11 protein-coding genes are annotated in these 12,912 nt (G+C 63.1%); 2 read left to right on the top strand and 9 right to left on the bottom strand.

Annotated elements, in window-relative coordinates; genetic code table 11:
* Positions 1-101 precede the first annotated feature (101 nt).
* The 3 genes from NQ495_RS09035 to recG all read right to left on the bottom strand — a co-directional run bounded on the left by NQ495_RS09035 (position 102) and on the right by recG (position 4,566).
* The gene (locus NQ495_RS09035; RefSeq protein ID WP_009132915.1) at positions 102-1,058 is read right to left on the bottom strand and encodes a hypothetical protein; all 957 of its coding nucleotides are present in this window, start codon (positions 1,056-1,058) and stop codon (positions 102-104) included.
* Positions 1,059-1,395: 337 nt separating this feature from the next.
* On the bottom strand, positions 1,396-2,241 hold the full coding sequence (locus tag NQ495_RS09040; RefSeq protein ID WP_040294242.1) for a DUF3108 domain-containing protein: 846 nt from the start codon (positions 2,239-2,241) through the stop codon (positions 1,396-1,398).
* Positions 2,242-2,457: 216 nt separating this feature from the next.
* Entirely contained in the window at positions 2,458-4,566 is a 2,109-nt protein-coding gene (gene recG / locus NQ495_RS09045) for an ATP-dependent DNA helicase RecG (protein WP_009132917.1), read from the bottom strand.
* 313 nt (positions 4,567-4,879) lie between these two features.
* On the opposite strand from recG, the gene ispG reads away from it, so the two are divergent.
* Together ispG and NQ495_RS09055 are read left to right on the top strand one after the other, a co-directional pair.
* Positions 4,880-6,649 carry a (E)-4-hydroxy-3-methylbut-2-enyl-diphosphate synthase gene (gene ispG, locus NQ495_RS09050; RefSeq protein ID WP_009132918.1) on the top strand — a complete coding sequence of 590 codons (1,770 nt, stop codon included), beginning with the start codon at positions 4,880-4,882 and terminating at the stop codon, positions 6,647-6,649.
* Positions 6,650-6,831: 182 nt separating this feature from the next.
* Entirely contained in the window at positions 6,832-7,023 is a 192-nt protein-coding gene (locus tag NQ495_RS09055; RefSeq protein WP_009132919.1) for a hypothetical protein, read from the top strand.
* A 403-nt stretch (positions 7,024-7,426) separates the two neighbouring features.
* Here the strand turns inward: NQ495_RS09055 and NQ495_RS09060 are convergent, their stop codons facing one another.
* From NQ495_RS09060 to thiH, 6 genes are all read right to left on the bottom strand, one after another.
* Positions 7,427-7,963 (bottom strand): hypothetical protein, encoded by a 537-nt coding sequence (locus NQ495_RS09060; protein ID WP_009132920.1) that lies wholly within the window; start codon positions 7,961-7,963, stop codon positions 7,427-7,429.
* 393 nt (positions 7,964-8,356) lie between these two features.
* Entirely contained in the window at positions 8,357-8,671 is a 315-nt protein-coding gene (locus NQ495_RS09065) for a hypothetical protein (RefSeq protein ID WP_040294098.1), read from the bottom strand.
* 558 nt (positions 8,672-9,229) lie between these two features.
* Positions 9,230-10,441 (bottom strand): aspartate aminotransferase family protein, encoded by a 1,212-nt coding sequence (locus NQ495_RS09070; RefSeq protein WP_009132922.1) that lies wholly within the window; start codon positions 10,439-10,441, stop codon positions 9,230-9,232.
* Positions 10,442-10,670: 229 nt separating this feature from the next.
* Positions 10,671-11,003 carry a hypothetical protein gene (locus tag NQ495_RS09075; protein WP_118060923.1) on the bottom strand — a complete coding sequence of 111 codons (333 nt, stop codon included), beginning with the start codon at positions 11,001-11,003 and terminating at the stop codon, positions 10,671-10,673.
* Between the two features lie 124 nt (positions 11,004-11,127).
* Positions 11,128-11,580 (bottom strand): D-aminoacyl-tRNA deacylase, encoded by a 453-nt coding sequence (gene dtd / locus NQ495_RS09080; protein ID WP_009132924.1) that lies wholly within the window; start codon positions 11,578-11,580, stop codon positions 11,128-11,130.
* A gap of 65 nt (positions 11,581-11,645) precedes the next feature.
* Positions 11,646-12,800 carry a 2-iminoacetate synthase ThiH gene (gene thiH / locus NQ495_RS09085; protein WP_009132925.1) on the bottom strand — a complete coding sequence of 385 codons (1,155 nt, stop codon included), beginning with the start codon at positions 12,798-12,800 and terminating at the stop codon, positions 11,646-11,648.
* Positions 12,801-12,912: the final 112 nt, after the last annotated feature.

Raw genomic sequence — 12,912 nt, forward strand, 5'->3', positions numbered from 1 at the left:
AGTGATGTTACCCGTCTTTTGGAATGAGACAAAAAGCAATGCTCATCAAAAGGTTTTTGACTTTTGATGAGCATTGCTTTTGATTTTGTAGCGAATAGTCGTTAGCGCAGGATGATCTCGTTGGAGCCGATCAGGTGGCCGTCGATGTAGATCATCACCTGGTACTTGCCGCCCGTGATGCCTGTGCCGTTGTAGAAGAGGCTGACGCTCAGGTCTTCGTTCTGGTAGTCCACCTGGCGCGTGGCCGAGTAGGTGATCATGTCGCCCTCGTAGTTGAACGCGGCGTTGCTCCGGTTGGCCAGCACGTAGCCGTCCGGGCCGATGATGCGGGCATAAACGTTGCGTTCGCCCGGCTGCGAGAGTTCGTTGCCCACCAGCACAAAGTCCACGCGGAGCCGTTCGGCCCTCGCTGCGCGGCTCACCACCTTGTCGCTTCGGTTCAGGGCCACCAGCGCGATGTCGCGCGCACGGATGACGGCCCCCTTCTGCACTTTGGTCGAGAGCTCCTGCGCCTTTTCCTCGGCTTTGTCGGCCCGCAGGCGCGCTGAGGTAATCTGCTTGCGGTAAGTGATATTTTCGTTGACAAGTTTCTGGTTCAGCGTGTTGAGCGAGTCGATCTGGTGGATGTACCCCTCCATCACGGTGCGCATGTAGCCGAGCCGTTTCTCGTAATCCTTGATTTTGCGGCGCGTGAGGACGCGTTCGTTCTTCAGCGTTTCGAGCAGCGAGTCGGCCTTGAAGCGCTCGGTGGTCAGGTGCTGCGCGAGCGTGTCGTTCTCGGTGCTGAGCGTGTCGTAGTTGGCCAGCATCATCGTCAGGCGGGCCGTCAGCGTGTCGCGCGCTTCGGCGTAGTCGGCCTGCATCTGTTTGACCTGCGTGAAATAGAGTACCGACAGCGCACCGAGGATCACGGCCAGGATCACGATCATGATCTTGAGCCCTTTGATCGACTTTTGCGGCGGGGTCTGCTGCGGCGGGTAGCCGCCGTATCCCGGGTCGTACCCCTGGTTATAGCCCTGATTGTAATCCTGCTGGTAGTTGTTGTTGTAGTTGTCCATCTCTCAAAGCTTTCGGAAAGTGTACGAAGACAAAAAGACTACGGTAAATTATGGTGCAAAGATAACAGAATGCGGTTAAATTGCTGCCTTTTGCGGCGGTTTTGTGTGACTTTTCCCGTTCCGGTGCCGTTATTCCGCTTCGGTTCGTCCCTTTTTTGCCGTTCGTCCGGGTGTCCGGGTCCGCTACCCGCAAAATCCGTGCATTTTTGCCGGGCTGTCCCGTTTGCGGGGGCGGACTTCGTTCCCGGCGCCGCTTCTCTGCAGACGGCCCGTTGCCTGGCCGGGAAGGAGGGCCCGTTACCGTTACAGGGAAGACCGTACCGTCCGGCTGAACCGCCTATTTGATTTTGCTCGTCAGCGGGTATTTCAGGTTCGACGCGTCGAGCAGCCGCACGCGCACGGACCCGATGCGGATCGGCGATTCGAGGTAGAGCGGAATCTTGTTCAGGTCGTCCGATATCCAGAGGTAGAACTCCGAACCGTCCTTGAACGATTCGCCCGAGGAGGTGGCCAGCTCGCAGACGAACTTCAGCGTGCGGAACTTGCCCACGCCTTTGATGTTGCGCACCTCGCGCCCCGCGAGGCGGTAGTTGATGCGGCGGATCGTGTCTTCGAGCACCATTTCGAGCGTATGCTTCTCGCCGGGGCGGAACTTTGCGGCATCTTCGCAGCGCAGGTTGAAAAAGAGTGCGACCGCGTCAAAACTCCCTTCGGTGAGCGGCATCGTCTTGAGCGTCGCGGTGGGGTTCTTGTGGTTGCGGAACGAGGTGTGCACCTGTTTCGCGTCCCAGTCGTAGGTGTATTTGCTCAAGGTGCGGTACTTGCCCTCGCGGATTTCGGCGCGCAGTTCGAGCGGACGCAGCGTCCGGTAGTCGAGGCTGCTGTAATAGGAGTCGTTCAGGTCGAAAAACCAGCGGAAGAAGGGGTAAACGCGGCCGTTCGCGTCGATCTGGTAGACTTTGGTTCCGTCGAGCCATCCTTCCCGCGTGACGAAGGTCACTTCGGCCACGTCGGTATTGATACCCGCCTTGTAGCTGACCACGTAGGTGAGTTTCTCCCCGTGCGTGAAGGCCGGGTTTTTGGATTGGGCGGCGTCCGCCGGGGTGCCGGAAGTCTGCCCGCAGAGCGGCGTCCCGAACAGGCAGGCGGCGAGCAGGTATAAGGTCGTAAACAATTTGTTCATGCGCATCTTTCAGTCTGTTTGTAGGTCTGCGGGGTGTTTCTTCCCTTAATTTTCACCTGTGCGGCCCGGCGTGCTGCGAAGCCGGCCTTCCCGCTGGAACGGCCGGCCTGTAAGGCGGCCTGGTTCGCTTCGCGGCGGCCGGGGCCGACGGCATTTCCGGGAGGACCGGGATTTCCCGAACCTCATTTTCAATACAACGCAAAATCCGGCCCAAAGTTATGAAATCATGCTGAAATCCATCACTTTTTGCGGACGGTACCTTTCGGCCAGTTCGCGCAGCTGCCGGTTTTCCGGCTTCGAAAGTCCCGGATCGTCGTCGAGAACCTTTTCGGCCGCCTCCCGCGCGAGGGTGAGTATCTGTCCGTCCTTGCCCAGGCTCGCGATCTTCAGGTCGAACGCCAGCCCGCTCTGCTGCGTACCGGTCATGTCTCCCGGGCCGCGTAGCTGCAGGTCCAGTTCGGCCAGCTCGAAACCGTCGGAAGTCGACACCATCGCGCCGAGCCGCTTGCGCGATTCCGCCGAGAGCTTGTCGCCGCTCATCAGGATGCAGTAGGACTGTTCCCCGCCGCGCCCCACGCGGCCGCGGAGCTGGTGCAGCTGCGAGAGGCCGAAACGCTCGGCGCTTTCGATCACCATGATCGACGCGTTGGGCACGTCGACGCCTACCTCGATCACCGAGGTGGCCACCATGATCTGCGCCGTGCCGCTCTTGAAGAGGTTCATGCCGTACTCCTTGTCGGCGGGCTTCATCTTGCCGTGTACCACGACCGTCACGTACTCCGGCGGCGGGAAGGCCTGCGTGATGCCCGCATAGCCGTCTTCGAGGTCTTTGTAGTCCATCTTTTCGGACTCCTTGATCAGCGGATAGACGATGTAGACCTGCCGGCCCTTTTTGATTTCGTCGCGGATGAAGCCGAACACCCGCAGGCGGTGCGAGTCGTGGTAGTGCACCGTGCGCACCGGTTTGCGGCCCGGCGGCAGTTCGTCAATCACCGAGACGTCCAGGTCGCCGTAGAGGGTCATCGCCAGCGTGCGCGGGATCGGCGTCGCGGTCATTACCAGCACGTGCGGCGGCGAGTCGTTTTTGAGCCACAGCTTCGCGCGCTGCTCGACCCCGAAGCGGTGCTGCTCGTCGATCACCACGAAGCCGAGGTTCCGGAACTGAACGCCCTCTTCGATCAGCGCGTGCGTGCCGATGAGGATGTCGCATGTGCCGCCGAGCAATTCCGAGGCGATCTCCGTGCGCTCTTTCTTGCGTGTCGAGCCGGTCAGCAGGCGTACCGAAGCGATCCCTTCGGTCAGCCGCGAAATGGTGGCGAAGTGTTGTGCGGCGAGGATTTCGGTCGGGGCCATCAGGCAGGCCTGGAAGCCGTTGTCGACCGCGATCAGCATGCTCATCAGCGCGACGAGCGTCTTGCCGCTGCCCACGTCCCCTTGCAGCAGGCGGTTCATCTGGTGGCCGGTGGCGGTGTCCTGCCGGATTTCGCGAATCACGCGCTTCTGCGCGCCGGTGAGCGGGAAGGGGAGCCGCTCGCTGTAAAAGCGGTTGAACTTTTCGCCGACAGTGGTGAAGAGAAAACCGTTGTTCTTGCCTACGCGCTGCTGCCGGTCGGCGAGGATCACGAGCTGCACGCCGAAGAGTTCCTCGAACTTGAGCCGCAGTTCGGCGGCTTTGAGCCTCTGGTCGTTTTCGGGAAAGTGGATGTCGTGCAGCGCGTCGCGCAGCGACGGGAGCCGGTACTCTTCGAGGATGCGCTGCGGCAGCGTCTCGGCGATCCGCTCCCCGGCGAGCGCCCACGCGTTGCAGACGAGGTTGTAGATCGCTTTGGTGCCGAGGCGTTTGTTGTTGAGCTTTTCGGTGGTGCTGTAGACGCCCTGCACGCCTGCGGCGGGCCGGTTCTGCTGCGCGAGGGTCGATTCGACCTCGGGGTGCACGAGGCTGAGCGAGCCGTTGAAGAAGGCTGGGCGGCCGAAAATGATGTATTCACGGCCCATTTCGAGCTGCTTTTCGATCCAGCCGATTCCTTTGAACCAGACCAGTTCGGCTGTGCCGGAACCGTCGCTCACGGTGGCGACGAAACGTTTTTTCGCGCCGCCTCCCGCGTGCTGGAAGCCGGTGATGCGCGCCCGGAGCTGGATGTAGGAAAGCGAATCGTCGCGGATTTCGCCGATGCGGTAGAAGCGGGTGCGGTCGATGTAGCGGTACGGGTAGTGGCGCAGCAGGTCGCCCACGGTGCGGATGCCCAGCTCCGTGCGCAGCAGGTTCGCGCGCGCCTCGCCGACGCCCGTGAGGAACTTGATATCGTTGTCGAGTGGCTGGCTCATGTCGTCGTGTTTCGCTCTCTTCGCCGGTGCGGCGGTAAATCCGCTCCTGTTGTGTAAAGATACGCGAATTTATTAAATTTGCGAGGTGCCCGGTCCGTTTTCGGCGACGGGGCACAGCTTCCGGGCTGTCCGGACGAATTTCAGGCCGTGGCCGGAATCCGGTGGCCCGGCGGGTTTTAGGCCCGATTGTCCGGTTGGTTGCCGGGGCCGGTTTTCCGGAAGCGCCGGGGAAGCGGGGAAGGGAGAGGGTTCCGGGCGAACGTTTGGCCGAAGGGGAGCCGCTAATGAATGAAGATTCGATAAAAAGAGCACCATGAGAAAATATTGCGATTCGCTTACCGCTTATGCGCGTGCGGCCACCCGTCCGGTGGCGGTGGGAAGCGTGGTGATCGGCGGGGGGAATCCCGTGCGGATCCAGTCGATGACCAACACCGACACGAACGATACCGAGGCCTCTGCGGCGCAGGTACGGCGCATTGCCGGGGCGGGCGGCGAGATCGTGCGGCTCACCGCGCAGGGACGCCGCGAGGCGGCGAACCTCGCCGCGATCCGCGCCCGGCTGCGGGAGGAGGGATGCTCCGTGCCGTTGGTGGCCGATATCCATTTCGTGCCGGAGGCGGCCCTCGTGGCGGCTGAAAATGTAGAGAAGGTGCGCATCAACCCCGGTAATTTCAACGACCGGGGCGGCCAGTTCGACCGCCTGGTCGCCCTCTGCCGCGAGCACGGCACGGCGCTGCGCATCGGCGTGAACCACGGTTCGCTGTCGGCCGCCGTGATGGAGCGCTACGGCGATACGCCCGAGGGGATGGTCGCTTCGGCGGTCGAGTACCTCGCCCTCTGCCGCGAGCGCGGGTTCGATCCGGTGGTGGTGTCGCTCAAGTCGAGCAACGTGCGCGTGATGGTGCAGGCTTACCGGCTGCTGGCCGCCGAGATGCGCGAACGGGGCTGGGACTACCCGCTCCACCTGGGCGTCACCGAGGCGGGCGACGACATGGAGGGGCGCATCAAGTCGGCGGTGGGCATCGGCGCGCTGCTGGCCGACGGTCTCGGCGACACGATCCGCGTCTCGCTGACCGAGGCGCCCGAGCGCGAAATTCCCGTCGCACGGCAGCTGGCCGATTACTTTGCCGCCCGCGAGGGACACGCGCCGATTCCGGCCGTGGACGAATCGTTTTACTCGCCGTACGAATACCGCCGCCGCCGCTCGGAGCCGGTGGAGGGCGTCGGAGGCGACCGGCCCCCGGTAATCTGGAGCGAGCTGCCCGAGGCGCTGCGCGGGAAGGTCTTTTACGCCGATATACATTCCGTCGGGGAGGTGCCCGACGGGCGTATCGTGGTGCTCACTACCGCGAACGGCAACGGCGTGGCCGAGCAGCGCGCCTTTTTCCTGCGCATGGAGCAGGCGGGCAAACGCAACCCGGTCATTGTCAAACGCAGTTACCGCGAACGCTCGCTGGAGGCGTTGCAGGTGAAGGCCGCCGCCGACACGGGCATGTTGTTTTTGGACGGTTACGGCGACGGGCTTTGGATCGAAAACGAAACGCCTGCAGGAGACGGACCCTCTGCCGCAGGCGGCCTGAGTGGTGCCGCAACGATATCCGCCGCTGGCGAAGCGCGGGTCGGGGATGCGATGTCCGCTGCGGGCGGATGCAGTGGAAAAGAGCAGGCCGCGCAGATGGCGGGTCCCGGAACGCCGGTTCCCGGGGCGGACGATACGATTACCCCGGAGCGGATCGACGCGCTGAGCCTCGCGATCCTGCAGGCAGCCCGCGTGCGCATCTCGAAGGCCGAATACATCGCCTGCCCGAGCTGCGGACGGACGCTCTACGACCTGCAGGAGACGCTCGCGGCGATCAAGGCGCGCACGGCGCACCTGGTCGGGGTGAAAATCGGCGTGATGGGCTGCATCGTCAACGGTCCCGGTGAAATGGCCGATGCGGATTACGGTTACGTGGGCGCAGGCCCCGGACGCATTACGCTCTACCGCGGCCGCGAGGTGGTGCGGCGGGGTATCCCGCAGGCCGAAGCGCTCGACGAGCTGGTCGCGCTGCTGCGCGCCGACGGCAAGTGGCGCGAACCGTAGCCGGAGTTTCCCTCTGTCTGTGTTTCGATTCCGGCATGCTTCCCGGTTCGGCACGGCACGTGCAGGGTACACGAAAAATACATAGTTATGCGTTTTGGATGCGGTTTCCTGCAGACAGGACAGAGTGGAAACGGTCCGGTGATGCCGGGTAGTCCCGTTTCGGAACGATTAAAAAAGAGAAGATGAAAAACCTGAAGAACCGTTTTTGGCTGGGAGCCTGCATACTGGCGCTCGCTCTGGGGTCTTGTTCCGTGCGCGTGCGTACCGGCCGGCCGCTTCCTCCGGGACAGGAAAAACCGCTTCCTCCGGGACAGGCCAAGAAGATTACCGGCAGCCAGTCGGCCGCTCCTTATGCGCCCGGGCATAACAAATAAACCGCTGGGAGGCCGCTTTGCGGAGCGCATCCCGGTCGGGGCGTGACCCGATTCCGAAGACCGAAGCCGGTTCGACCGAAGGCCGGATTATCCAAGGGAACCGGCCTTCGGTCCGAATTTGTTTCGGTTGTCCCTGATGTACTCAGGTGCCCCGTTTGTGATTCCGATGCTCCCCGATGCGTCCCGGTGTTCTGATCTACCTCGATGTACAGGGAGTTACAGGTAGGGTAAATAAGTATCACGATCCCTGTCGCGCTGCCGGCAGGGATTTTTTGTTAAGGGCTGTCCGTTGCCGCCGTAAGGAGGTTCTTATTCGATCTGTTCCGGGGGCCTCGGTGTTGCGGGATTGCTAAAGGTCGGGCAAGTGGCGCGGACTGCAGTCCGCAGACGCGGGCGCGGGGACTTACCGGTCCGGGTTGTCCGGGGCTAGCGAGCCGAGCCACGAGGTATAGTCGGCATCGAGCTCTTCGAGCCGGGCGAGCGTGCGGGACATCGCGTCGCGTGCGGCGCAGCCCGTGCGGTAGCTTGCATGGGAACGGGACGTCGCGAGGATGCCGTTCAGTTCGTCGAGTAGTTTGCGGCAGGTGGCGATCCGCTCCCGGCATTCGGCCTGGGCCCGGCGCATCAGTGCGCCCGTTTGGGCGGGGAGCGCTTCGGCGGCCGGGGCCGTTGCGAAAGCCTGCGCCGGGACTGCGGACCTCGCGGGGACCGGGTCGGCCGTAGGAGTTTGCGCTGCCGGGGCTTGCGCCGTTGCTCCGGTTTCATCCCGCAGTGCGGACCGGTCGAGCTTGCCGCTGTCGGGACGGACAACTTCCGCTTGACAGGGATCGGCCGGCGGGGTCGGATGCGGGAAGTCGGGCGGACTGGACGATACCGGAAGACCGGGGGAGGTCGGCCGGAGGGCAGCCTTCGATCCGGATTTGGAAGAGTGCCGGGTCATGAGGGGTCGGTGTTGTCCCGTCCGGTCCCGTGACGGAGATGCATGAAAAAAAGCGTGAGACCGTTGCCACTTACCCTGTCCTGAAGGCCTACGACAGCCCTGTCATGAATAAGCGCAACGGCTCACGCCGATGGCATGAACCTGTACGGGCATAACTCATGCCGGACGTGAGCCCGGCCAAGCACGTTGCACTCATTGCTCCATGACGTTCGAAAGGTCGTAGTTTTCAGAACGAAGCAATATGACAAACGCTTTCTGACCGTTTGTCATAACAAAAGTAATGAAAAAATGCGGAAATGCAACCTGCCTTTGTTCAGGACGTTCGCATTGTGCGCAGCGGCGGGACGCTACCCGGTTCCGGCCGGGATTTCCGCGTCCGGACAGGCTGGAAAATTACTCCTTGGTCTGGCGCGTTTCGCGTGCGATGATGCACGAAAGGTAGTAGCCGTTCAGCGATTCGAGCTTTTCGAGCACCTCGGTCAGCTCGGTGATCATGCGGCGGTAGTTGTTGATACGCTCCTGGCAGCTCATCAGCGCCTGCACCACGGCGGTGTAGGTTTCGAAATCGGGGGCTGTTTCGGCGGCCGCAGGATGTCCTGTTTCGGCGGATGCGGCTTGTTCGGCGGCCGGATGGCGTGCCGGGGCGCTGGCGTCGGACGGTGCGCGCTCGGCCGCGATCATGTCAAAGGCGGTTTTGGAGGTGGACATTGCGGTAGGTGTTGTCCGGCCCGGTCCCTGCGGCGGGAGAATGAAGAAAAAAGCGTGAGACCGTTGTCACTTACCCCCATGAAGGCCTGCGACAGCCCTGTCCTGAATAAACGCAACGGCTCACGCCGTAGGCATGAACCCATACAACATAACTCATGCCGGGACGTGAGCCCGGCCATCAGCACGTTGCGTTCATTGCTCCAGGAACATGAAAGGTCGCAGTTTTCAAGGGGAGCAATATGACAAACGCTTTCTGACCATTTGTCAGGTCAAAGGTAGTCAAAAAAAAGTGAAACGCAATGTTGCCCGGTTCTGTCAGAGGGGGCCGTATGCCGCTTCCTGCGGTGCGGCCCGGACGGACGATTTTCCGGTCACCGCGGGTCGGCTTTCCTCGTCGTCCGGGGCGTTTCCCCGGTTTTCGGGCCGGAAGGATAGCAGGAGTGTGGTCGGGGAGATAAGGCGGCCTTCGGGGGCCCGAGGAGGGATAAGGGGCGGTATTGGCGGGTGCCGGGTGCCGAAAAAAGCTCCGCTCGGGAGTTGGGGAGAACGGTATATGCTTTACCTGCCACCTGCCCGTGCTACGGCATGGTCGATCGCATCGAGCAGGATGCGGCACGAGGCGTCGATCTCGTCGTCGGTGATCGTCAGCGGCGGTGCGATGCGCAGCGCCGTGGGCCAGAAGAGGAACCATTCGGTGAGCAGGCCCGTCTCCACGGCGCGCTGTACGACCCGCTCGCAGAGCGCCGCGTCGCCGAATTCGACGGCCATCAGCAGTCCGGCGCGGCGCACCTCTTTTACGGCCGGGTGCGCGCGCATCGCCTGTTCATAGCGGGCTCCTTTCGCATCGGCCTGCTGCATCAGTCCTTCGCCGAGCAGGTATTCGAGCGCCGCGAGTCCCGCCGCGCAGCAGACCGGGTGTCCGCCGAAGGTGGTGATGTGCCCCAGCACCGGGTTGGTCTTGAGCGTAGACATGATCCCGTCCGACGAGATGAATGCGCCCAGCGGCATGCCGCCGCCGAAGGATTTTGCGGTGCAGAGGATGTCCGGGGTGACTCCCGCCTGCTGGAAGTAGTAGAGCGTGCCGGTGCGGCCCGTGCCGGTCTGGATTTCGTCGAAGATCAACAGGGCTCCGGTTTCGTCGCAGCGGCGCCGCAGCGCTTCGAGGAAACCGGGTGCGGGCAGCTGGATACCCCCTTCGCCCTGCACCGGCTCGACGATGACGCAGGCCGTGCGGGCGGTGATTTGTTCCAGGTCTTCGGGACGGTTGAACCTCAGCTGCTGCACGTCGGGCAGCAGCGGACGGTACGAATTGCGGTACTCCTCCCCGCCCATTACGCTCAGCGAGCCGTGCGTGCTGCCGTGGTAGGCGTTTTTAAACGAGACCAGTTCGGTGCGGCCCGTGTAGCGTTTGGCCAGCTTGAGCGCCCCTTCGACCGCTTCGCTGCCCGAATTGACGAAGTAGACCGATTGCAGTCGGGGCGGCAGCAGTTCGGCGATGCGGGCGGCATAGCGAACCTGAGGCGACTGGATCACCTCGCCGTAGACCATCAGGTGCAGGTAGTCGCGCGCCTGCGAGCAGACCGCTTCGACGACCGCCGGGTTGTTGTGGCCGACGTTGCTGACCGAGACGCCCGAGATCAGGTCGATCCACTTTTTGCCGTTCGGGCCGAGCAGCCACACGCCTTCGGCGCGCTCGACCTCGAGGCCCATCGGGAAATCGGAAGTCTGTCCGACGTGTTCGAAAAAGAGTTGTCTGAGGTTCGGTTTCATCGTATCGGGAGGTTGTATCGACGTGTCGTGTCGGGGTGTCGTAATCGGTTGTAATCGGTTGTCGTGTTTTTTTGCGTTGCCCGGGGGCGTGCGGAGCGGGCGCATCCCGGGGTGTGTTCGGGCTGCCGGTGTGCCCGGCGACGGAGCTTTCGGGGGGGCCGGAGAGGCCGCAAGAACAAACGTGTTCGGAATGTACGGGGGGTATGTCCTGGGGTGTCCGGCACTGCGGTTATCGTCCGCGTGCGGTGTTGAGCCGGGCGAGCGTTTCGGTCAGCGCGACGGTCAGGTCCACCTGCTGCCGGTTCGCCTCGGCGAGCAGTTCCCAGAAACGGCGGCCCAGTACTGCGGCGGCCTGTGGGTCGGGGGGGGCGATCCGTGCCGGTGCGGCAGCCGTAACCGGCTCGGGTGCCTGCGTCGCGGCGGGGGATGTGCCCGGGCTGGCAGGGGTTGCCGCAGTTGCCCGTACCGGGGAGCCGTCCCCTTCGTTGCCGCAGGTGCAGCGTTCGACGGGATGCTTCGCATTCCACACCTCTACCAGTTGTTGTGCCTCTTCGATCGTCATCGCTGTTCGGTTAAGTCAGTTTTGTGCCCGCCGCTTGCGGCGTGCGGCGTGCGGTTTTCGTGCGGGTGCCGTCCGTTGGCCTTCCGGTGCGGCTGGGCGGTGCGGTGCGGTGCCCTGTCGCGGGTTATTCCCGGTTCTGCGAATCGATCCAGATCGTAACGGGGCCGTCGTTGACCAGCGCGACCTGCATGTCGGCGCCGAAAACGCCTGTCTCCACGCGGCCCGTGGCGCCTTGGCGCACGGCGGCCACGAACGACTCGTAGAGCGGCACCGCCTTTTCGGGCCTCGCGGCGCGGATGTACGACGGCCGGTTGCCTTTGCGCGTCGAGGCGTGCAGCGTGAACTGGCTCACGATCAGGATGTCGGCTCCGATCTCTTCCGCCGAACGGTTCATCACTCCCGCTTCGTCGTCAAAGATACGAAGTTTCAGTAATTTTCCGCACAGCCACTCCACGTCCGTGTCCGTGTCGGCCTCCTCGATGCCCGTGAGCACGAGCATGCCCGCGCCGATGGCGCTGTGCCGTTCGCCGCCGATGTCGACGGACGCTTCGCGCACCCGCTGGATCAGTATTCTCATGGTTGGGTCGGTTTTTACGTCGGTAACATGTATATTCAGGGGCCGTCCGGGGCCGCAACGTCTTTTTATGCGCTGTGGGTCAGCAGGGCGGGCGTTTCGACCTCCTCCTGCATAAAGAACGACCAGTCCTTCCACACCGGGTCGAGCCCTTTGGCCCGGACGGCCGCTTCCACTTCGCGCGGGGTGCGGTTGTCGTTGATCGACCACTGTTCCAGTTCCCGGTTCGGGTGCGCGTAGCCGCCGGGGGTGGTTTTCGACCCGGCGCTGATGACCGTCACGCCGAAAGGCATCACCCGGTCGCGGAAGTCGGCGCTTTCGCGCGTGGAGATCGACAGCTCGACATCTTCGCTCAGCAGGCGGTAGGCGCAGATCAACTGGAATAGGTTGCGCTCCGAGGCGGGATGTTCCGGGTTGAAGCCGTCCTCGCCCACATAGGGCCGCAGCCGCGGGAAGGCGACCGAATACTTCGTGCGCCAGTAGCGGTTTTCCAGGTAGCGCAGGTGCAGCGCCGTGAAGTAGGCCTCCGTGCGCCAGTCCTCGAGCCCGATCAAGTTCCCCAGGCCCACCTTGTGCACGCCCGCTTCGCAGAGGCGGTCGGGCGTCTCGAGGCGGTAGCGGTAGTTCGTCTTCTTGCCGCGCAGGTGGTAGACCGGGTAGCGGTCGCGGTTGTAGGTCTCCTGGTAGACGTAGACTGCGTGCAGGCCGTAGTCTTTCAGCAGGCGGTATTCGTCGGTGTCGAGCGGCTGCACCTCGATCGAAATCTGCTCGAAGTACCGCTGCATGATCTTCATCGAATCGGCCAGGTATTGTACGCTCGAACTGCGCGGTGCCTCGCCCGTCACGAGCAGGATGTGCTGGAACGGGTCGCGCTTGATCGCCTGGGCTTCGGCGTGGATCTCTTCCGGGGTGAGGATCGCGCGGTGGATCTTGTTCGTGCAGTTGAAACCGCAGTAGACGCAGTGGTTCTGGCAGATGTTCGCGAGGTAGAGCGGCACGTAGAGCTGCATCACGTTGCCGAAGCGGCGGCGCGTGGTGGCGTAGCTTTTCGAGGCCATTTCGCCGAGGTATTTGTCGGCGGCGGGCGAAACCAGCGCCGCGAAGTCGTCCATCGTCGGTCGTTCGGCGGCGAGCGCCCGTTCGACGTCGGCGTCGTTCTTCGCATAGATCGCCCGGCGCGTCGTCTCCCAGTCGTAGCGGAGGATCGTATCGTAGTAACTCATTATATGCTTGATTTTGTTGGTGTTCGGTGTTTTGCGGGGCCGTTCCGTATAACCGCGGTACGCGGCGCGGGGAAGGGAACCGGTGCCGTTGCGTCCGGAGGAAGTTCGGCTG

The sequence above is a fragment of the Alistipes indistinctus YIT 12060 genome (assembly GCF_025144995.1).
In the GTDB taxonomy this organism is placed as follows: domain Bacteria; phylum Bacteroidota; class Bacteroidia; order Bacteroidales; family Rikenellaceae; genus Alistipes_A; species Alistipes_A indistinctus.

Excerpts from the sequence above, each read along its gene's own strand:
- ispG (WP_009132918.1), top strand. The coding sequence starts at position 4,880 with ATGAGAAAATATTGCGATTCGCTTACCGCTTATGCGCGTGCGGCCACC.
- NQ495_RS09070 (WP_009132922.1), bottom strand. The coding sequence starts at position 10,441 with ATGAAACCGAACCTCAGACAACTCTTTTTCGAACACGTCGGACAGACT.
- NQ495_RS09060 (WP_009132920.1), bottom strand. The coding sequence starts at position 7,963 with ATGACCCGGCACTCTTCCAAATCCGGATCGAAGGCTGCCCTCCGGCCG.
- NQ495_RS09035 (WP_009132915.1), bottom strand. The coding sequence starts at position 1,058 with ATGGACAACTACAACAACAACTACCAGCAGGATTACAATCAGGGCTAT.
- NQ495_RS09055 (WP_009132919.1), top strand. The coding sequence starts at position 6,832 with ATGAAAAACCTGAAGAACCGTTTTTGGCTGGGAGCCTGCATACTGGCG.
- dtd (WP_009132924.1), bottom strand. The coding sequence starts at position 11,580 with ATGAGAATACTGATCCAGCGGGTGCGCGAAGCGTCCGTCGACATCGGC.
- NQ495_RS09065 (WP_040294098.1), bottom strand. The coding sequence starts at position 8,671 with ATGTCCACCTCCAAAACCGCCTTTGACATGATCGCGGCCGAGCGCGCA.
- NQ495_RS09040 (WP_040294242.1), bottom strand. The coding sequence starts at position 2,241 with ATGAACAAATTGTTTACGACCTTATACCTGCTCGCCGCCTGCCTGTTC.
- recG (WP_009132917.1), bottom strand. The coding sequence starts at position 4,566 with ATGAGCCAGCCACTCGACAACGATATCAAGTTCCTCACGGGCGTCGGC.
- thiH (WP_009132925.1), bottom strand. The coding sequence starts at position 12,800 with ATGAGTTACTACGATACGATCCTCCGCTACGACTGGGAGACGACGCGC.
- NQ495_RS09075 (WP_118060923.1), bottom strand. The coding sequence starts at position 11,003 with ATGACGATCGAAGAGGCACAACAACTGGTAGAGGTGTGGAATGCGAAG.